The sequence below is a fragment of the Allobosea sp. UC22_33 genome, from assembly GCF_042700715.1.
GTDB lineage: Bacteria > Pseudomonadota > Alphaproteobacteria > Rhizobiales > Beijerinckiaceae > Allobosea.
The window spans coordinates 2,111,192-2,131,391 of record NZ_CP170556.1 but is presented as its reverse complement, the minus strand read 5'-3'; the positions used below and the strand labels follow the sequence as shown (position 1 = coordinate 2,131,391).

The window sequence follows — 20,200 nt, the reverse complement described above, 5'->3', positions numbered from 1 at the left end:
TCGCCTGCCCGCACCGGCAAGGCCTCAGGCGCGCAGCATGCGCAGCAGCGTATCGATCGCGGCGGCGCGGCGACGGATCAGCGCTTCGGGCGCGCCCATGTCGTGGCCGAAGACCTGGCGGATGCTGGCGCGGTTGGAGACGTTGTAGAAGGCGAGCGCGCTGATCGTCAGGTGGATGTCGAGTGCCTCGATGCCCGGCCGGAACAGCTCCGCCGCCACGCCGCGCTCATAGGCCTCGCGGATCATGTCAATGGCCGAAAGGTTGAGTGTCGCGATCCGGTCGGAGGTCGCGAGATGGCGGGCATGGTGGATATTCTCGACCATGACGAGCCGCACGAAATCCGGGTTCTCGGCATGGTAGTCGAAGGTGAAGCCGGCCAGCAGCGTCATCGCCTCCACCGGCGGCAGGCTGGCGAGATCGAGGCTGCGCTCGAAGCCGCGGATGCGCTCGTACATCTCCTCGAGGACGGCGCGGTAGAGCCCCTCCTTGTCCCCGAAATAATAGTAGATCATCCGCTTGCTGGTCGCGGTGCGCGCCGCGATCTCGTCGACCCGTGCGCCGCTCAGGCCGTTCTCGACGAATTCCTCCTTCGCCACAGCCAGGATATTGCGGCGAACGCCTTCCGGGTCCTGCGTCCAGGACGCGGGCTTGCGGCCTACTCCCTTCGAGGCCGTCGCTGCCTTGCTCATGCTTCACCCGCGAGAGAACCAGCCCGGACACTAGGGCGAACCCATCGAAATGGACAAGGCGGTACATTGCGCTTGACCAAATGAACTAAATGGTACAATTAACGTGTCGTCGGCAAAGCGCAAGCCGGCGAGCCTGAAGGCCAAGGCACCCGATGAGAGGTGCCGCGACTGCGGACGGGAACCGGATCGACCCCTTTTGAGAAGGTCGACTGTCAGGGAGCGCCATGAACTACAAGCTCGATTTCACGCCGGTGATCGATGGGTTGCCCGATCTTCTGATGGGCTGCCTCGGCACCTTCCTGCTCGCCTTGTGCGGCATGGCGTTGGCCATCGTGATCGGCATCGGCGGCGTCATCCTGCGCGACTCGAAGATCGCTCCGGTGCGCTGGCTGGTGAAGGCCTTCGTCGAGCTGATCCGCAACACGCCCTTCCTCGTCCAGATCTTCTTCATCTATTTCGCGCTGCCGCTGATCGGCGTGAAGCTCGATCCGACGCCGACCGCGATCATCGCGCTCGGCATCAATGGCGGCGCCTACGCCATCGAGATCATCCGCGGCGGCGTCCAGTCGATCGGCAAGGGCCAGATCGAGGCGGGGCTCGCGCTCGGCCTGCACAAGGCGCAGGTCTTCCGGCTGATCGTGCTGAAGCCGGCGCTGAGGGCGATCTTCCCCTCGCTGACCAGCCAGTTCGTGCTGCTGACGCTGACGACTTCCATCGCCTCGGCGATCTCGGCCTATGAACTGACATCGGTGGCGCAGCGGATCGAGTCCGACAGCTTCCGCTCCTTCGAGGTCTACGGCACGATCACGCTGTTCTACCTCGTGATCTCCTGGGTGATGATGCGCTTCTTCGACGCGATCTCGGCCCGCTACTTCAGCTATCCGGTGAAGTGAGGGCGCGATGGGAACGAACGAATTCCTCTTCCTGCTCACCGGCCTCAAATGGACCGTGCTGCTCTCGCTCGTCGGCTTCATCGGCGGCGGCGTGTTCGGGCTCGCGATCGCGCTGATGCGGATCTCCGGCCGGCCGCTGATGGAGCGGATCACGTCGGGCTATATCGCGCTGTTCCAGGGCACGCCGCTGCTGATGCAGCTCTTCGTGGTCTACTATGGCCTCGCGCTGGTCGGGCTGAAGCTCGATGCCTGGGTCGCCGTCGCGATCGGTTTTACGCTGCATGCCAGCGCCTATCTCGGCGAGATCTGGCGCGGCTCGATCGAGGCCGTGCCGAAAGGCCAGACCGAGGCGGCCAAGGCGCTGAGCCTGAACTATGTTTCCCGCATGCGGGACGTCGTCCTGCCGCAGGCGATCCGGATCTCACTGCCGGCGACGGTCGGCTTCCTGGTCCAGCTGATCAAGGGAACATCGCTTGCCGCCATCGTCGGCTTCACCGAGCTGACGCGCGCCGGCAACATCGTCTCCAACCAGATCTTCCAGCCGCTCCTCGTCTTCGGGGTCGTCGGCATCCTCTACTTCCTGCTGTGCTGGCCGCTCTCGCTCTACGGCTCGCATCTGGAGCGGCGCATGGCTATTGCCGCGCGCTGACCACCCCGTTCACCGCCTGAACCAACCAAACACGAAGAGGGAGAGAAACATGACAAAGATGAAGACCACCCGCCGCAGCGTCCTCATCGCCGGCGCTGCCGCGCTTGCGATGCCGGCAATCCTCGGCGCCCCTGCTCTTGCGGTCACTCCGGCCGAAATCAAGGCCAAGGGCAAGATCGTCGTCGGCATCCAGGGCGACAACCCGCCGTGGGGTTTCGTCACCAGCGCCGGCAAGCAGGACGGCCTCGACGCCGATATCGCGACGCTCTTCGCCAAGGAACTCGGCGTGCAGGTCGAGTTCGTGCCGCTCGAGGTCAACAACCGCATCCCGGCCCTGACCACCGGCCGTGTCGACGTGCTGTTCGCCACCATGGCGATGCTGCCCGAGCGTGCCAAGGCCGTGCAGTTCTCGAAGCCCTATGTCGCCAACACCATCGTGTTCATCGGTCCGAAGAAGGACAAGATCACCACGAACGAGGATATGGGCCGCTACACGATCGGCGTCGCCAAGGGCGCGGCGCAGGACACGCAGGTGACCAAGAACGCGCCCGCCAGCACCACGATCCGCCGCTATGACGGCGATGCGCCCTCGATCCAGGCGCTGGTCTCCGGCCAGGTCCAGGCGATCGGCGGCAACATCTTCTACATGCAGCGCATCGAGCAGGCCCGCCCCGGCGAGTTCGAGAACAAGCTCGAATTCCAGAACCTCTATAACGGCGCCTGCACCCGCCTTGGCGAGAAGGAGATCAATGCCGCGATCAACACCTTCATCGACAAGATCAAGGCCAATGGCGAGCTGCAGAAGGTCTACGACAAGTGGATGAAGGTGCCGGTGCACAAGTTCCCGGAGAGCCTCGAAGGCATCACCTTCACCGCGAGCTGAGCGCGCGACGAAACGAGGTCAGGACCATGAACCAGCCAGCCGTCCAGAACGCCGCTTCGGCGGATGCCATGATCGCCATGACGCATGTCGAGAAATGGTATGGCGAGTTCAAGGCCCTGACCGACATCAATCTGTCGGTCCGCAAAGGCGAGCGCATCGTGCTTTGCGGGCCGTCGGGCTCGGGCAAGTCGACGCTGATCCGCTGCATCAACCATCTGGAGAACTACCAGAAGGGCGAGATCCGGGTCGGCGGCACCCGGCTGGACGACGATGCGAAGACCATCGACGCGGTGCGCCGCGAGGTCGGCATGGTCTTCCAGCACTTCAACCTTTTCCCGCATATGACCGTGCTGGAGAACTGCATGCTGGCGCCGATGCGCTCGCTCGGGGCCAGCAAGGCGGAGGCCGAGGCCACTGCCCGGCAATTGCTCGGCCGTGTGAAGATCCTGGAACAAGCCGAGAAGTATCCGGCCCAGCTCTCGGGTGGCCAGCAGCAGCGTGTCGCGATCGCGCGGGCGCTCTGCATGAAGCCCAAGGTCATGCTGTTCGACGAGCCGACCTCCGCGCTCGACCCCGAGATGGTCAAGGAAGTCCTCGACACCATGATCGGCCTCGCCGAGGAGGGCATGACCATGATCTGCGTCACCCATGAGATGGGCTTCGCCCGGCAGGTGGCGAACCGCGTCATCTTCATGGCCTCGGGCGCCATCGTCGAGGAGGCGCCGCCGGAAGAGTTCTTCCACAACCCGCGCCACGAGCGCACCCGAAAATTCCTCGGCGAAATCCTCAGCAAGCATTGAAGCCTTTGCGTCCGGCTCGGCCCGGACGCCTCAACGGAATGCGATCGATGTCCCGCCTCGTCTATGTCCTGAACGGCCCGAACCTGAACCTGCTCGGCAAGCGCCAGCCGCACATCTACGGGCACGAGACCCTGGCCGATGTCGAGCGCGACTGCCGCAAGCTCGCCGAGGACCTGAAGCTGGAACTGCGCTTTCACCAGTCCAACCGCGAATACGAACTGATCGACTGGATTCATGAGGCGCGCGAGGACGGCGCCGGCATCGTCATCAACCCGGCCGCCTTCACGCATACCTCGGTCGCGCTGCTTGACGCGCTCAACACCTTCGAGGGGCCGGTGATCGAGTGCCATATCTCGCAGGTGCATAAGCGCGAGGCCTTCCGCCATCACTCCTACGTCTCCATGCGTTCGGACGGCGTCATCGCCGGCTTCGGCACGCAGGGCTATCAGCTTGGCTTGCGACGCATCGCCAAGCTCATCGACGAGAAAGCCGCGTGAGGACCAACCCGATGGCTCCGGTGAAGATCGCGGTGATGGGAGCGGGCCTGATCGGCAAGCGCCACGCCGCCCATGTCCGGGCCGAGCCCGGCGCCGTCCTGTCGGCGATCATCGATCCCGCCCCGGCCGGCAAGGCCTTCGCGGAGGAGATCGGCGCCGCCTGGTATCCGACCTTCGACGCCCTCCCCGCTGGCGAGAAGCCGGACGGCGTCATCGTCGCGACGCCGAACCAGCTCCATGTCGCCAACGGGCTGGAGCTGGTTGCGGCCGGCGTGCCCATGCTCGTCGAGAAGCCGCTTGCCGACAGCGTCGACAGCGCGCGCGAGCTGGTCCAGGCCGCCGAGGCGGCAAATGTGCCGCTGCTCGTCGGCCACCATCGCCGCCACAACCCGATGATCCGGAAGGCGCGCGAGGCGATCGACGCCGGAAGGCTCGGCCGCATCCTGACGCTCAACGGCCAGTTCTGGCTGGTGAAGCCGGACGATTACTTTGACGTCGACTGGCGGCGGCAGGAGGGCGCGGGCCCGGTCCTGATCAACCTGATCCACGATATCGACCTGTTCCGCTATCTCTGCGGCGAGATCGTCGGCGTGCAGGCGCTGAGCTCGAACGCGGTGCGCGGCAACCCGGCCGAGGAGACCGCCGTCGCCATCCTGCGCTTCGCCAATGGCGCGCTCGGGACGGTCAGCGCCTCCGACACCGTCGTCTCGCCCTGGAGCTGGGAGCTGACGACCGGCGAAAACCCCGCCTATCCGCGCCAGGACCAGTCCTGCTACCAGATCGGCGGCACGCATGGTTCGCTGACGATTCCCGCGCTCGAACTCTGGAGCCACACGGACAAGCGCGGCTGGTGGGAGCCGCTCCGGCGCGAGCGCATCCCCTTCGTTCCCGAAGACCCGTTGCAGGCGCAGGTCCGGCATTTCTGCGCGGTGATCCGTGGCGAGGAGGAGCCGCTCGTTTCCGGCCGCGAAGGGCTGGCGACGCTCGCCGTCATCGCGGCGGTGAAGCAGGCGGCGCGCACCGGCGCTCCGGTCGAGGTCGCTCCCGCAATTGCCGCCGCGAGGGCTGGCGCATGATCAGGGGCACGACGCGCTTGATCGGCCATCTCGGTTACCCGACCGAGAGCTTCAAGGCGCCGATGATCTACAACCCCTATTTCCAGCGCGAGAGGATCGATGCCGTCGTCGTGCCGATGGGCTGCCGCAGCGCGGATTATCCCGACTTCCTGAAGCTGTTCTTCCGCTTGTCCAACGCCCATGGCGCGCTGGTGACGATGCCGCACAAGGTCACCACGACCGGCCTCGTCGACGTGCTGTCGCCGACCGCCGCGATCGCCGGCGCCTGCAATGCCGTGCGCCTTGAACCAGATGGCCGGCTCAGCGGCGACATGTTCGACGGCGAGGGGTTTGTTCGCGGCGTCCTGCGCAAAGGGCACAAGCTTGCCGGCGCCCGCGCGCTCGTCGTCGGCGCCGGCGGCGTCGGCTCGGCGATTGCCGCCTCGCTGGCGAAGGCCGGAGTGGCCGAGCTCGGCCTGTTCGACAGGCAGGCATCCGCAGCCGAGGAATTGGGACAGCGCTTGATCGCGCACTACCCTGCCCTTCGCGTCGCCACGGGTTCGAACGACCCCGAGGGCTTCGACATCGTCGTCAACGCGACGCCGCTCGGCATGAAGCCCGGCGATCCGCTGCCGGTCGACATCTCCCGCCTGCGCGCTTCCGCCTTCGTCGGCGAGGTCGTGATGGCGCAGGAGATCACGCCGTTCCTTGCTGCTGCCCGCGCACGCGGCTGCGCCGTGCAGGTCGGCACCGACATGCTGTTCGAGCAGATCCCCGCCTATCTGGAATTCTTCGGCCTGCCCACGACCACGGCCGAGGACCTGCGCGCCGTCGCGAAGCTGGCTTGAGAGGAGGCACACCGTGATTCCATCGATCGCCACCGTCTGCGTTTCCGGCACGCTCCAGGAAAAGCTCGAAGCCATCGCCGCGGCCGGCTTCAAGGCTGTCGAGATCTTCGAGAACGACCTGATCGCCTTTCCGGGCTCGCCTGCGGAGGTTCGGCGCATCTGCGGCGATCTCGGCCTGACCATCGTGACCTGCCAGCCCTTCCGCGATTTCGAGGGCATGCCGGAGGGCCGCCGCCAGCGCGTCTTCGATCGGGCGGAACGCAAGTTCGATCTCTTGCAGGAGCTCGGTACGGACCTGCTCTTCGTCTGCTCCAGCGTCTCGCCCGAAGCGCTTCCGGGCATCGACAGGCTCGCCGCCGATTTTGCCGAGCTCGGCGAGCGCGCCGGTCGGCGCGGATTGCGTGTCGGTTACGAGGCGCTGGCCTGGGGCCGGCATGTCTTCGACTACCGCGATGCCTGGGAGATCGTTCGCCGTGCCAACCGCCCGGAAGTCGGGATCGTGCTCGACTCCTTCCACATCCTGGCGCGTGGGCTCGACCTCTCGGCGATCGGCACGATCCCGCGCGACAAGATCGCGATGGTACAGATGGCCGATGCGCCTCTGCTGCAGATGGACCCGCTGTCCTGGAGCCGGCACTGGCGCTGCCTGCCCGGCCAGGGCGATCTCAACCTCTCCGGCTTCATGCGCGCGCTGGCCGCGACCGGCTATGTCGGCGTGCTCTCGCTGGAAATCTTCAACGACCGATTCCGCGCCGGCTCGGCGCGTTCGGTGGCGCTCGACGGCCATCGCTCGCTGATCTGGCTGCTCGACGAGACCGCGCGGCAGATCGGCAAACCAGTGCCCGGCGCGGTGCCGATGCCGCCGCCGGCCCCGGTCGAGGCGGTCGAGTTCATCGAGTTCACGGTGTCGGAAGCCGACCGGCCGGGCTTCGAGCGTTTGCTGCGCGCGCTCGGCTTCGCGCGTGCCGGTGCGCATCGCTCCAAGGATGTCGACCTCTGGCGCCAGGGCGATATCCGCATCGTGCTGAACAGCGAGGCCGACGGCTTCGCCCACAGCTACCAGATCACGCATGGTACCTCGGTCTGCGCGCTGGCACTGCGCGTGCAGGATGCGCAAGCTGCGATCGCGCGCGCCAAGGCGCTGCTCGACGTGCCCCATGCCGGCGCGATCGGACCGAGCGAGCTCGATATCCCGGCTGTGCGCGGGCTCGGCGGCAGCCTCGTCTATTTCCTCGACCAGGCCTCGGCGCTCGGCCGCTGGGCGGAGGTCGATTTCGAGGCGACCGGCGAGGCTTCGGACGATGCCGGGCTCACCGGCGTCGACCATGTCTCGCAGAGCATGCAATACGAGGAGATGCTGACCTGGCTCCTCTTCTATTCCTCGCTGTTCGAGACGCGGAAGACGCCGAGCCAGGCCGTGCTCGATCCAGGCGGCGTGGTGCAGAGCCAGGTCATCGAGAGCGGGCTCGACGGCAAGAACGGCCACGGCCTCAGGCTCATTCTCAACGGCTCGCAGAGCCACCGCACGCTCTCGGCCCGCTTCATCACCGATTTCTTCGGCTCGGGGGTGCAGCACATCGCCTTCGCGACCGACGACATTACCGCGACCGTCAGGCGGCTGGCTGCCAACGGCGTCGCCATGCTACCCATCCCAGAGAACTATTATGACGACCTCGAAGCCCGCTCCGACCTGACGGGCGAGGAGATCGACGCGATGAAGGCGCTGAACATTCTCTATGACAGCGATGCCGGCGGCCCGTTCCGCCAGGCCTATACGCAGACGCTGGATGGCGGGCTGTTCTTCGAGATCGTCCAGCGCGATGGCTATGCCGGCTACGGTGCCCCCAATGCCGGCATCCGGCTCACTGCGCAATCCAGGCTCGCGCGCCCGATCAGCGTGCCTGCGCCGAGCCATGGCTGAGGAGAGACAAGTCGCATGAGCAGCCTGATCCTTCCCTATTCGGGGCTCGATGCCGGGCAGCCGGCCTCGCTCTCCCCCGACTATCGCTCGACCGTGGCGCGCAGCCCGCGCCAGGCGCCCATAGCGATCCCGCAGACGCTGACTGAGGTGACCGGCCCGGCCGACTGGTCGCGCCTGATGGGGCCGGCGATGGCCGACCTCACCACCCAGCACAAGGCGGAGCCGCAGGGGCAGCGCATCGTCGTGACCGGCCGCGTGCTCGACGAGAATGGGCGCCCGGTGCCGAACACCGTCGTCGAGATCTGGCAGGCCAATGCCGCCGGCCGCTACATCCACGCCAAGGACGATTGGCCGGCGCCGCTCGATCCGAACTTTACCGGCGTCGGCCGCGTGATCACCGACGAGCAGGGCCGCTATCGCTATGTCACGATCCGGCCCGGCGCCTATCCCTGGGGCAACCATAAGAACGCCTGGCGCCCCGCCCATATCCATCTCTCGCTGCTCGGGCCGGCCTTCGCGACGCGGCTGGTCACGCAGATGTATTTCCCCGACGATCCGCTGATCGAGATCGACCCGATCGCGAATGCCGTGCCGATGCCCTATCGGCAGCGCATGGTCTCGCGCTTCGATATCGGCACCACCGAGCCGAACTGGGCGCTGGGCTATGTCTTCGACATCGTGCTCAAGGGCCGCGACCAGACGCCGTTCGAGGACGACCATGACGACGACCACTGATCTGGAAAGCCGCAACGCCGCGCCGCGGCAGGACAGCCAGGATCCGTCGATCTTCGGCCAGACGCCGTGGCAGACGGTCGGCCCCTATTTCCACTATGGCCTGCCCTGGAAGGGCGGCGCCGATCTCGTCGGCGTGTCCGAAATGGGCGCCCGCCCCGACCTGATGCCGCCGGAGCATTTCCTGCTCTCGGGCTCGAACGTCTCCGGCAAGCCCGAGGGCGAGGTCATCGCGCTCGCCGGCTGCGTCTACGATGCCGACGGCAAGCCGATCGAGGACGCGATGATCGAGATCTGGCAGGCAAATGCGAACGGCCGCTATGCCAGCCCGGACGACGATCGCGCCGACGTGGCGCTGGACCAACACTTCGTCGGCTTCGGCCGTGCCTCCACCGACAAGGATGGCGTCTACCGCTTCCGCACGATCCGCCCCGGCCGCGTGCCCGGCCCCGGCAACAGCCTGCAGGCGCCGCATATCGCGCTCTCGGTCTTCGGCCGCGGCCTTCTGACGCGTTTGCCGACCCGGCTCTATTTCGCCGATGGCGAGGGCAACGAGACCGACCCGATCCTCGCGCTCGTGCCGGAGGCGCGTCGCCACACCCTGATCGCCCAGCGCAAGCCGGACGGAAACTGGTGGCTCGACATCAACTTGGCGGGCGAGAACGAGACGGTGTTCTTCGACCTGTAGGGGAATGGCGCTCCCACGGCCGTCATGCTCGGGCTTGCCCCGAGCATCTCAGGACGAGAAGGCGCCCTCTCCTGCCAGAGATTCTCGGGTCTGCGCTTCGCTCCGCCCGAGAATGACGGACTTCAGAAGGCGGCCCCTCAGGCCGCCTTCTTCCGTTCGGCGATGCGCGCGAGGTCGGTCAGCAGCCGGCGCGTCGCCTTGAGTCGCTGCTCGACCGTCTCGAAATCGTCGATGAAGACCACGCGCATGTCGGGGCGCACCTTCGCCAGCGTGCCGATCTTCGCGACATACGAAACCAGCCCTTCCGGATTGGCGAATTCGTTGTTGCGGAAGGCGACGATGATGCCTTTCGGCCCGGCCTCGACCTTCTCGACATTGGCGCGCTTGCAGAGCGCCTTGATCGCGACGATCTCCAGGAGCTGATTGACCTCCTCCGGCAGCGGGCCGAAGCGGTCGACCAGTTCGGCGCCGAAGGATTGCAGCTCCGCATCGTCGTCCATGGTCGAGAGGCGCTTGTAGAGCGTCAGCCTCAGCGTCAGGTCGGCGACATAGTGCTCGGGGATCATGACGGGCGCGCCGACCTGGATCGCCGGCGACCATTGCGTCTCGGTCTCGAACTCGATGCCGGCCTTGAGCGCCGCCACCGCCTCCTCCAGCATCTGCTGGTAGAGCTCGTAGCCGACTTCCTTGATATGGCCGGACTGCTCGTCGCCGAGGAGATTGCCGGCGCCGCGGATGTCGAGATCGTGGCTGGCGAGCTGGAAGCCGGCGCCGAGCGTATCGAGCGATTGCAGCACCTTGAGCCGCTTGTCGGCCTGCTCGGTCAGCTTGCGGTTGGCCGGCACGGTGAACAGCGCATAGGCGCGCGTCTTCGAGCGGCCGACGCGACCGCGCAACTGGTAGAGCTGGGCAAGGCCAAACATGTCGGCGCGGTGGACGATCAGCGTATTGGCGGTCGGGATATCGAGGCCCGACTCGACGATCGTGGTCGAGAGCAGGATGTCGTACTGCCCCTCGTAGAAGGCCGTCATCACGTCTTCCAGCGTCCCGGCCGCCATCTGGCCATGGGCGATGCCGACCTTGCACTCCGGCACCTGCTTGTCGAGGAAGTCCTTGACGTCGGCGATGTCCTCGATGCGCGGCACGACATAGAAGCTGCGCCCGCCCCGATAGCGCTCGCGCAGCAGCGCCTCGCGCACGATCAGCGGGTCGAAGGGCGTGACGAAGGTGCGCACCGCAAGACGGTCGACCGGCGGCGTCGCGATGATCGAGAGCTCGCGCACGCCCGTCATGGCGAGCTGGAGCGTGCGCGGGATCGGCGTCGCGGTCAGCGTCAGCATGTGAACCTCGGCGCGCATCTCCTTCAGCTTCTCCTTATGGGCGACGCCGAAATGCTGCTCCTCGTCGACGATGACGAGGCCGAGATCCTTGAAGTCGACGCCTTTGCCGAGCAGCGCATGCGTGCCGACGACGATGTCCATCGTGCCGTCCTTGGCACCCTGCTTCACCGCCTTGAGATCGGCGGAGCCGACGAAGCGGGAGGCCTGCCCGACATTGACCGGCAAGCCGGCAAAGCGATCGGCGAAGTTGCGATAGTGCTGGCGGGCGAGCAGCGTTGTCGGCACCACGACCGCGACCTGCTTGCCGTTCAATGCCGTGGCGAAGGCGGCGCGCAGCGCGACCTCGGTCTTGCCGAAGCCGACATCGCCGCAGACCAGGCGGTCCATCGGCCGGCCGGCCGCGAGATCATCGAGCACCGCGTCGATCGTATTCTGCTGGTCTTCCGTCTCCTCATAGGGGAAGCGGGCGATGAACTCGTCATAGACGCCGCCCGGCGGCACGAGGCGCGGTGCCTCCTTGAGCGCGCGCGCCGCCGCGATCTGGATGAGCTTGCCGGCCATCTCGCGGATGCGCTGCTTGAGCTTGGCCTTGCGCGCCTGCCAGCCGCCACCACCCAGACGGTCGAGCTGGACCTCCGTGTCCTCCGAGCCGTAGCGGGACAGCAGTTCGATGTTTTCGACCGGCAGGAATAGCTTGGAATCCCCGGCATAATGGATTTCGAGGCAGTCATGCGGTGCGCCGGCGGCCGTGATCGATTGCAGACCGATGAAGCGGCCGATGCCGTGATCGACGTGGACGACGAGATCGCCCGGCGCGAGCGAGGAGAGTTCCGCTATGAAGTCCTGCGGGCGCCTGGTCTTGCGGCGCGGGCGGACGAGGCGATCGCCCAGGATGTCCTGCTCGCCGATGACGGCGAGCCGCCCGGCCTCGAAGCCGGTCTCGAAACCCCAGACCGCGAGCGCGACCGTGCCGGGCTTGAGGTCGAAGGCCGCGCGCAGCGAGCCGGTCATCTGGACGCTCTTCAGGCCGTGGTCTTCGAGCACATGCGCGAGCCGCTCGCGCGAGCCTTCCGACCAGGCGGCGAGGATGACGCGCCTGCCGTCAGCCTCCAGGGCCTTCACATGGGCGACGGCCGCCTCGAAGACGCTGCGGGACTCGCCCGCGCGCTCGGCCGCGAAGCTGCGGCCCTGCTTGCCGCCGAGATCGAGGACGAGCTTGCCTTCGCTGTCGGGCAACTGGAACGGCGTGAGCGTCGCGACGCCCGCGGCATCGACCACGCCGCGCCAGTCGGAGGGCGAGAGATAGAGCGCGTCCGGCAGCAGCGGCTTGTAGGGAATGCCGCCGCCCCCGCCCTGCTCCAGCGCCGCCTTGCGCGCGTCGTAATAGTCCTTGATCAGGCTGATGCGCTCTCCGACCGCATCCTCGGCCTGATGGTCGAGCACCAGGGGCACGTCCGGCAGATAGGTGAAGAGCGTGTCGAGCTTTTCCGCCAGCAGCGGCAGCCAGTGCTCCAGCCCGGCCGGGCGGCGGCCTTCGCTGACGGCCTCATAGAGGGTGTCGTCGCGGCCGGGCGTGCCGAATGTGGAGATATAGGACTGCCGGAAGCGGCGGATGCTCTCGCTCGTCATCTGCGCCTCGGACATCGGCACGAGGTCGAGCCCACGCAACTGCCCGGTGGTGCGCTGCGTCTCCGGATCGAAGGTGCGGATCGATTCGAGGCTGTCGCCGAAGAAATCGAGCCGGATCGGCGCCGGCATGCCCGGCGGGAACAGGTCGACGATGCCACCGCGCACGGCGAATTCGCCGGTCTCGCGCACGGTCGAGGTGCGCAGATAGCCGTTGATGTCGAGCCAGCGCGCCAGCTCCTCGATATCGACCATATTGCCCGGCGCGGCCGAGAAACTCTCGGAGGCGACCTTGCCGAAGGCCGGCACGCGCTGGAGCGCGGCGTTCACGGTGGTCAGCAGCAGGCGCGGCCGCTCGCCCGACTTGGTCTTGGCGAGGCGCGACAGCGTCGTCATCCGGTGCGCGACGATGGCGGGCGCGGGCGAGACGCGGTCATAGGGCTGGCAGTCCCAGGCCGGGAAGCTCATCACCTCAAGGTCGGGGGCGACGAATTGCAGCGCGTTCTCAAGCACCTGCAGGCGCTGACCGTCACGCGCGATGAAGACTAGCAGCGCCGGCCCCTCGGCCTTTTTGGCGCGAGCGCGGGTCAGGTCGGCGAGGACCACGGCGTCGAAACCATCAGGCACGCCGGCAAGCTTCGGCTTGTCGCCACGGTTCAGCGCGTCCAGCAGGCGGTCGAGCTGCGGCTTGGCGATCTGGGACGGGGGAGGAATGCTCATCGGGACGCTTTAGTTCTGACTATCGCTTGTCATTCCGGGGCGCGCCGCAGGCGCGAACCCGGAACCCACGACTGGGTGCTACTGCGGTGTTCGGTTGCAAGCGGCTCACCCGATCGTGGGTTCCGGGTTCTTCGCTGCGCGAAGCCCCGGAATGACACGGTGGGAGCCGGCCGAGCCCTCACACATGAATCGGCTTGTCGTGATGGTGGAAAGCCCGGAGCTTGCGGAACAGGTCCGTGTCGTAATTCGCCGGCACGGGCGCCTCGCCGGTCACCCAGCTCAGCAGGTCCCGGTCCAGCACCTCAATCAGGCGTTCGAACTCGTCCAGCTCGGCATCGCTGAACCCGGCGATCGCGTCGTCGGCGAAGCGGCCCATGATCAGGTCCATCTCGCGCATGCCGCGATGCCAGGCGCGGAACAGGATTTTGCGGCGGCGCGGGTCGAGATCGGCGCTAGAGCGGGTCGAACCGGACATGGGAACCTCGGGCAAAAACCTTGGGGGATTGCGCAATGATCATTGGGCCGGCCCCGTCGCGGAGCCTGCCTGAGCAGGCTATATAGCGAGGCAACCCGGCGAAGTCAGCGGCGAAGCGGCTGTGATCTTCGCGCTCCTGACACTTGCCGAGACGTCTTGCGCCCTTCGATCCTCGATCCGCTCTTCGCCCCCGTCACGACGCTCGCCGGCGTCGGGCCCAAGCTCGGCAAGGTGCTGGACAAATTTCTGGGCGACGAGACGCGGCCCGCGCGCGTCGTCGACCTGCTGTTCCAACTGCCCACCGGCGCCGTCGACCGGCGGCCGAGCCCCTCGATCGCGGATACCCCGGTCGGCGATGTCGCGACCTTCACCGCCCGGGTCAGCGAGCACCGCCCGGCGCCGGCCGGCAAGAAGGCGCCCTATCGCATCATCGTCGAGGACGAGACCGGCGACGTCACGCTCGTCTTCTTCCATGCCGATTCCCGGCATCTGGCGCAGACCCTGCCGATCGGCGCCTATCGCCTGATCTCCGGCAAGCTCGAACTCTGGGAGGGCATGCGCCAGATGGTGCATCCCGAACGCATCCTCGATCCCAAACTCGCCGCGACGCTGCCGGCCTTCGAGCCGGTCTATCCGCTGACCGAGGGCATCGGCCAGCGCATGATGATGCGGACGGTGCAGGCGGCGGCCGAGCGCTGCCCGGAGATGCCGGAATGGCAGGACCCGGCCTTCCTCGCCAAGGCGGACTTCCCCTCCTTCCATGCCGCGATCGAGGCCTTGCATCATCCGGTCGATCGCAAGGCGGCTGAAGGCGACACGGTCGCGCGGCGACGCATCGGCTATGATGAGTTGCTGGCAAGTCAGATCGCCCTCGCGCTTGTTCGCCGCCAGCAGAAGAAGATCGCCGGACGCGCCACCACCGGCGACGGGGGCGTGCGCTTCCGCATCCAGTCCGCCCTGCCCTTCGAACTGACCGAGGGCCAGCGCAAGGCGATCGCCGACATTCATGCCGACATGGCCAAGCCTGAGAAGATGTTGCGGCTGCTGCAAGGCGATGTCGGCTCCGGCAAGACCGTGGTCGCTCTGATGGCGATGGCCGCCGCCGCCGAGGCCGGCCGGCAATCGGTCCTGATGGCGCCGACCGAAATCCTCGCCCGCCAGCATGCCGAGCGATTGGCGCCACTGGCGGAGAAGGCCGGGCTCAAGCTCGCCTTGTTGACCGGCCGCGAGAAAGGAGCCGGCCGCAAGCAGGTGCTTGCCGGGCTGGCCGATGGCTCCATCGACATCGCGGTCGGCACCCATGCGCTGTTCCAGGAGGGCGTTGCCTTCCGCGATCTCGCGCTCGCGGTCGTCGACGAGCAGCACCGCTTCGGCGTGCACCAGCGCCTGCTGCTCGGCTCCAAGGGCGAGGCGGTCGACGTGCTGGTCATGACCGCGACGCCGATCCCAAGGACGCTATCGCTGACCTGGTTCGGCGACATGGATATCTCGATCCTCTCCGAGAAGCCGGCGGGGCGGAAACCGATCGTCACGCGCGCCGTCTCCTCCGAGCGCTATGACGAGGTCGTCGGCGCCATCGGGCGGGCGATCGAAACGGGCGCGCAGGCCTATTGGGTCTGCCCGCTCGTGCAGGAATCCGACACGCTCGACGTCGCCGCCGCGCAGGAGCGCTACGAGGCGCTACGCGACATCTTCGGCGACAAGGTCGGCCTGCTGCACGGCCAGATGCCCGGCCGCGACAAGGACGCCGCGATGGCTGCCTTCGTTGCCGGCGAGACGCGCATCCTCGTCTCGACCACGGTGATCGAGGTCGGTGTCGACGTGCCCAATGCCAGCGTCATGGTGATCGAGCATGCCGAACGTTTCGGCCTCGCCCAGCTCCACCAGTTGCGCGGCCGCATCGGGCGCGGGTCGGCCGCTTCGACCTGCCTGCTGCTCTACAAGGGGCCGCTTGGCCCCGTCGCTGAGGCGCGCCTCACCATCATGCGCGAGACCGAGGACGGCTTCCGCATCGCCGAGGAGGATCTGCGCCTGCGTGGCGAAGGCGAGGTGCTCGGCACCAAGCAATCGGGCTCGCCGGACTGGCGCATCGCCCGGCCGGAGATCGACGGCGACCTGCTGGCGGCGGCGCGCGATGACGCGCGGCTCCTGATCGAGCGCGATCCGCACCTGGAAACGCCGCGCGGCCAGGCGATCCGGGTGCTGCTCTATCTGTTCGAGCGGGACGTCGCGATCCGGCTGCTCAGGGCGGGATAGCCCGGCTCCTGCCACGGCTTCGTTGCCCGGCGCCTAGCAATGGCGCTTTGACGCTGCCAGGAGCAATCCTGATCAAGCGAGCCATCGCTTGCTCGTCCAGTGTCGCGCCACTTCGTGGAGAGAACATGGACCCGGTCAAGGCAGCCATCTGGTGCATCGAAAGCCGCTTTACCGCCGAACTCACGCTCGACGAGATCGCCGAGGTCAGCGGCGTCTCGCGCTTCCATCTCAGCCGGGCCTTCGGCGTGGCGACCGGCCGCTCGGTGATGCGCTATGTGCGGGAGCGCCGGCTGTCGGAGGCGGCACGCCAGCTCGCCGATGGTGCGCCCGACATCCTCACGGTCGCGCTCGACTGGGGCTATGGCTCCCACGAAGCCTTCACCCGCGCCTTTCGCGAGCAGTTCGGCCTCACGCCGGAAGAGCTGCGCGCCCGGCGCGACCTCTCGTCGCTCGCTCTCGTGGAGTCGCTGAACATGCATGACATCACCTCCGCCCCCATCGCCGAGCCGCGCATCGTCACCGGCAAGCCCCTGCTGATCGCCGGCTTCAGCGGCCATTTCTCGATGGACAAGACGCAAGGCATCCCGCTGCTCTGGCAGAAGATCGCCCCGCATTTCGGCCATATCCCGGGCCAGCGCGGCTATGTCGCCTATGGCGCGAGCTATAATTGCGACGATGGCGGCGCCTTCGACTATATCGCCGGGGCCGAAGTCTCATCCTTCGGAGATCTCACCGATGAGTTCGCGCGATTGAGCGTGCCGGAGCAGCTCTGCGCGGTGTTCGAACATACAGGCCATATCACCGGCATCGCCCAGACCTACAAGGCGATCTGGCAGGACTGGTTCCCGAAATCCGGGCGCGAGCCGGCGATGGGCGTCACGCTGGAACGGATGGACGAGCGTTTCGATGGTGCGACCGGCAACGGCGTCGTCGAGATCTGGGTGCCGCTCAAGCGCTGACCGGCGGTTTCCCGTCGAGCTTCGGCTTGCCGTTCTGTTCGCCGGGCTGGATCAGCCCGGCCGACATGATCAGCTTGGCGCCGTCCTCGACCGAAATCGAGAGTTCGACGACCTCGCGCCGCGGCAGGTAGAAGAAAAACCCCGTGGTCGGGTTCGGCGTGCAGGGCAGGAAGACGCCGATCTGTTCCTCACCCTCCGGCAGGCGGCCGGCAATATCGGGCGCCGCCTCCTGCGCGATGAAGACGATCGACCACATCCCCGGCTGCGGGAACTGCACCATGCCGACCTTGCGGAACGAGGTGCCGGATTGCGAGAAGATCGTCTCGAAGACCTGCTTCACGCCCTTGTAGAGGCTGCGCACCACCGGCATGCGGTCGAGGATCGCCTCGCCGGCATTGAGGAGCGAGCGCCCGACGAGATTGGCGGTGAGGAAGCCGAGCAGCGTCAGCCCGACCAGCGCGATGACGAGCCCGAAACCCGGAATCGGATAGGGCAGATAGGAATCGGGCAGGTAGGAATTCGGGATGAGCGGCTTCACCAGCCCGTCGATGAAATTGATGAACCACCAGGTCACCGAGGCCGTGATCGCGAGCGGCGCAGCAATCACCAGCCCGGTCAGGAAATAGCGGCGCAGGCGCGCGCCCCAGGTCGGGCGCAGGATTTCCGTCGGCAGGATCAGGCGCGGATCGGGCGGGCCGGCTGTCATCGTTTCTCCCAAAACACCGGCGCGACGTCCCGCCTGCTTGCAGCAGCCGGCGCTGGCCGCGATATGACACGATAAGCGAGGCGGCGCCATTCGCCAGCCCCCGGGGGCAAACGCAAGCAAGGATGAGGCCGTGACCGAGCCCGATCAGCCGCGACGCCGATGGTCGCGGCCGCTGCTCTTCGCGTTGGGCTGGGTGTGCACGGCGCTCGGGGTCATCGGGCTGATCCTGCCGCTGATGCCCGGCACGATCTTCCTGATCGCCGCGGCCTGGTGCTTCTCGCAATCCTCGCCGCGATTCGAGGGTTGGCTGCTGGGACATCCAAGGCTCGGACCGCATGTCCTGCGCTGGCGCCAGACCGGTGCAATCGCCCGGCGCGCGAAATACCTTGCCTGCGGCTCGATGGCGCTGAGCTTTATCCTGCTGACGCAAACGAGCGCGCCGCCGATCGCTCTCGCGACGGCGGCGCTGTGTCTGGTCGGCGCGGGCCTTTACGTCTCGACCCGGCCGGAGGCCTGAGCCGCCGTCACTCCACGGTGACGGATTTCGCCAGGTTGCGCGGCTGGTCGACGTCCTTGCCCATGAAAACCGCCGTCTGATAGGCGATCATCTGGATCGGCAAGGCGTAGACGATCGGCGCGAAGGTCGGGTCCATGTCCGGCAGGATGATCGTCGCCTCCGGCTCGATGCCGCATTCGGCGGCGCCCTTGGCATCGGTGACGAGGATGATCCGGCCGCCGCGCGCCGCGACCTCCTGCATGTTGGAAGCGGTCTTCTCGAACAGCGCGTCATGGGGCGCGACGACGATGACCGGCATGTCCTCGTCGATCAGCGCGATCGGCCCGTGCTTCAATTCGCCAGCCGGATAACCTTCGGCGTGGATATAGCTGATTTCCTTGAGCTTCAGGGCGCCTTCCAGCGCGAGCGGGAAGCTCGTGCCGCGGCCGAGATAGAGCACGTCCTTGGCTTTCGAGAGCTCGCGCGCAAGCTTTTCGATCTCGGGCTCCAGCTGCAGCGCCCGGGCCATCAGCCCCGGCAGCGAGATCAGATTCTGCACATGAGCGGCCTCGTCCTGCGCCGAGAGCGTGCCGCGGGCACGAGCCGCAGCGAGCGCCAGCGAAGCGAAAACCGCGAGCTGGCAGACGAAGGCCTTGGTCGAGGCGACGCCGATCTCGGGGCCTGCGAGCGTCTGTGCGACGGCATCGCTCTCGCGCGCGATCGTCGAGGTCGGCACGTTGACGACGGAGAGGATGACCTGCCCGTTCTGGCGGGCATAGCGCAGCCCGGCCAGCGTGTCGGCGGTTTCGCCGGACTGGGAGATGAAGAGGGCCAGGCCCTGGTCCGGCAGCGGCGCCTCGCGGTAGCGGAACTCGGAGGCGACATCGATCTCGACCGGCAGGCGCGCCAGCTTCTCGAACCAGTATTTCGCGATGAGGCCGGCATAATAGGAGGTGCCGCAGGCGCTGATCGTCAGGCGCGACAGGCCCTTCCAGTCGATCTGGTCGCCGAAGGGCAACCGCACCTTGCCGTTGGCCATGTCGAGATATTGCGTCAGCGTGTGGCCGACGACCTCGGGCTGCTCGTAGATCTCCTTGGCCATGAAGTGGCGGTGATTGCCCTTCTCGACCAGGAAGGCGCCGGCGGCGACGCGCTGCGCGCGGCGTTCCACCTGCTTGTTGGTCTTGTCGTAGAAGGTCGCGCCGCGACGATGCAGCACGACCCAGTCGCCCTCTTCCAGATAGGCGATGAGATTGGTGAAGGGCGCGAGCGCCAGCGCGTCCGAGCCGAGATACATCTCGCCCTCGCCGACGCCGACCGCCAGAGGCGAGCCCTTGCGGGCGCCGATCAGCAGGTCTTCCTCGCCCTGGAACAGGAAGGCGAGCGCGAAGGCGCCGTGCAGGCGCGGCAGGCTGGCGGCGACCGCATCCTTCGGGGACTTGCCGCGGTCGAGTTCACGGGTGACGAGATGGGCGACGATCTCGGTATCGGTCTCGGTCTCGAAGACGTAGCCGTCGGCCTGAAGCTCGGCGCGCAGGTCGCGGAAATTCTCGATGATGCCGTTATGGACGACCGCAAGTTTCGCGGTCGCATGCGGATGGGCATTGGTCTCGTTGGGCTTGCCATGGGTCGCCCAGCGGGTATGGCCGATGCCGACCAGGCCTTCGAGCGGCTCGTTCGACAGGCGGATCTCGAGGTTCTTGAGCTTGCCCTCGGCGCGGCGCCGGGTGAGCTGGCCGGCTTCCAGCGTCGCGACGCCGGCGGAATCGTAGCCGCGATATTCAAGCCGCCGCAGCGCCTCGACGACCTGCGTCGCGACTGCTTCCTTGCCCAGAATCCCGACGATGCCGCACATGGGCATACCCCTCAAGCCGTTGCTGTCGGCAAAGCGCATAGCCGTGATCGGCGCGCGTGCCCAATCAATCTACATGACGAACTGTGAACGGCGGATGGCTCTGTCCGCCGC

General features: G+C 66.9%; 18 protein-coding genes. 13 read left to right on the top strand and 5 right to left on the bottom strand.

Translation table 11 applies throughout. The features are described 5' to 3' along the window. Positions 1-24: 24 nt before the first annotated feature. Positions 25-690 (bottom strand): TetR/AcrR family transcriptional regulator, encoded by a 666-nt coding sequence (locus ACFJGT_RS10140; protein ID WP_377848398.1) that lies wholly within the window; start codon positions 688-690, stop codon positions 25-27. A gap of 224 nt (positions 691-914) precedes the next feature. Between ACFJGT_RS10140 and ACFJGT_RS10135 the strand changes: the two genes are divergently transcribed. The 10 genes from ACFJGT_RS10135 (at position 915) to pcaG (ending at position 9,656) form a co-directional block, all read left to right on the top strand. Then, entirely contained in the window at positions 915-1,583 is a 669-nt protein-coding gene (locus ACFJGT_RS10135) for an amino acid ABC transporter permease (protein WP_377848397.1), read from the top strand. A gap of 7 nt (positions 1,584-1,590) precedes the next feature. Further along, positions 1,591-2,232, top strand: coding sequence for an amino acid ABC transporter permease (locus ACFJGT_RS10130; RefSeq protein WP_377848396.1), 642 nt, complete (start codon positions 1,591-1,593; stop codon positions 2,230-2,232). Positions 2,233-2,281: 49 nt separating this feature from the next. Continuing rightward, the gene (locus ACFJGT_RS10125; RefSeq protein ID WP_377848395.1) at positions 2,282-3,115 is read left to right on the top strand and encodes a transporter substrate-binding domain-containing protein; all 834 of its coding nucleotides are present in this window, start codon (positions 2,282-2,284) and stop codon (positions 3,113-3,115) included. Positions 3,116-3,183: 68 nt separating this feature from the next. After that, positions 3,184-3,915 carry an amino acid ABC transporter ATP-binding protein gene (locus ACFJGT_RS10120; protein ID WP_377848959.1) on the top strand — a complete coding sequence of 244 codons (732 nt, stop codon included), beginning with the start codon at positions 3,184-3,186 and terminating at the stop codon, positions 3,913-3,915. 47 nt (positions 3,916-3,962) lie between these two features. Beyond that, positions 3,963-4,412, top strand: a complete 450-nt coding sequence (aroQ, locus tag ACFJGT_RS10115; protein ID WP_377848394.1) for a type II 3-dehydroquinate dehydratase — start codon at positions 3,963-3,965, stop codon at positions 4,410-4,412. 11 nt (positions 4,413-4,423) lie between these two features. Further along, on the top strand, positions 4,424-5,488 hold the full coding sequence (locus tag ACFJGT_RS10110; RefSeq protein WP_377848393.1) for a Gfo/Idh/MocA family protein: 1,065 nt from the start codon (positions 4,424-4,426) through the stop codon (positions 5,486-5,488). Further along, positions 5,485-6,315, top strand: coding sequence for a shikimate dehydrogenase family protein (locus tag ACFJGT_RS10105; protein ID WP_377848392.1), 831 nt, complete (start codon positions 5,485-5,487; stop codon positions 6,313-6,315). The genes ACFJGT_RS10110 and ACFJGT_RS10105 overlap by 4 nt, the downstream gene beginning before the upstream one ends. Positions 6,316-6,328: 13 nt before the next feature. Continuing rightward, complete coding sequence (locus ACFJGT_RS10100; protein ID WP_377848391.1) at positions 6,329-8,236, top strand: bifunctional sugar phosphate isomerase/epimerase/4-hydroxyphenylpyruvate dioxygenase family protein; 1,908 nt, start codon at positions 6,329-6,331, stop codon at positions 8,234-8,236. Between the two features lie 15 nt (positions 8,237-8,251). Further along, the gene (pcaH, locus tag ACFJGT_RS10095; RefSeq protein ID WP_377848390.1) at positions 8,252-8,971 is read left to right on the top strand and encodes a protocatechuate 3,4-dioxygenase subunit beta; all 720 of its coding nucleotides are present in this window, start codon (positions 8,252-8,254) and stop codon (positions 8,969-8,971) included. Continuing rightward, entirely contained in the window at positions 8,955-9,656 is a 702-nt protein-coding gene (gene pcaG / locus ACFJGT_RS10090) for a protocatechuate 3,4-dioxygenase subunit alpha (RefSeq protein WP_377848389.1), read from the top strand. Before pcaH ends, pcaG begins: the two co-directional genes overlap by 17 nt. Positions 9,657-9,793: 137 nt before the next feature. On the opposite strand, the gene mfd is transcribed toward pcaG, so the two are convergent. After that, positions 9,794-13,342, bottom strand: coding sequence for a transcription-repair coupling factor (gene mfd, locus ACFJGT_RS10085; RefSeq protein ID WP_377848388.1), 3,549 nt, complete (start codon positions 13,340-13,342; stop codon positions 9,794-9,796). A 178-nt stretch (positions 13,343-13,520) separates the two neighbouring features. Next, entirely contained in the window at positions 13,521-13,817 is a 297-nt protein-coding gene (locus tag ACFJGT_RS10080) for a succinate dehydrogenase assembly factor 2 (RefSeq protein WP_377848387.1), read from the bottom strand. A 156-nt stretch (positions 13,818-13,973) separates the two neighbouring features. Between ACFJGT_RS10080 and recG the strand changes: the two genes are divergently transcribed. Then, the gene (gene recG / locus ACFJGT_RS10075; protein ID WP_377848386.1) at positions 13,974-16,073 is read left to right on the top strand and encodes an ATP-dependent DNA helicase RecG; all 2,100 of its coding nucleotides are present in this window, start codon (positions 13,974-13,976) and stop codon (positions 16,071-16,073) included. Between the two features lie 125 nt (positions 16,074-16,198). Next, positions 16,199-17,032 carry a GyrI-like domain-containing protein gene (locus tag ACFJGT_RS10070; RefSeq protein WP_377848385.1) on the top strand — a complete coding sequence of 278 codons (834 nt, stop codon included), beginning with the start codon at positions 16,199-16,201 and terminating at the stop codon, positions 17,030-17,032. Here ACFJGT_RS10070 and ACFJGT_RS10065 read toward each other — a convergent pair. Continuing rightward, the gene (locus ACFJGT_RS10065; RefSeq protein WP_377848384.1) at positions 17,022-17,738 is read right to left on the bottom strand and encodes a DUF502 domain-containing protein; all 717 of its coding nucleotides are present in this window, start codon (positions 17,736-17,738) and stop codon (positions 17,022-17,024) included. The two genes, ACFJGT_RS10070 and ACFJGT_RS10065, sit on opposite strands and share 11 nt — an antisense overlap. 130 nt (positions 17,739-17,868) lie before the next feature. Here ACFJGT_RS10065 and ACFJGT_RS10060 point away from each other — a divergent pair, with 130 nt between their 5' ends. Beyond that, the gene (locus ACFJGT_RS10060) at positions 17,869-18,255 is read left to right on the top strand and encodes a YbaN family protein (protein ID WP_377848383.1); all 387 of its coding nucleotides are present in this window, start codon (positions 17,869-17,871) and stop codon (positions 18,253-18,255) included. Between the two features lie 7 nt (positions 18,256-18,262). Here the strand turns inward: ACFJGT_RS10060 and glmS are convergent, their stop codons facing one another. Further along, positions 18,263-20,089 (bottom strand): glutamine--fructose-6-phosphate transaminase (isomerizing), encoded by a 1,827-nt coding sequence (gene glmS / locus ACFJGT_RS10055; protein ID WP_377848382.1) that lies wholly within the window; start codon positions 20,087-20,089, stop codon positions 18,263-18,265. Between the last annotated feature and the right edge of the window lie 111 nt (positions 20,090-20,200).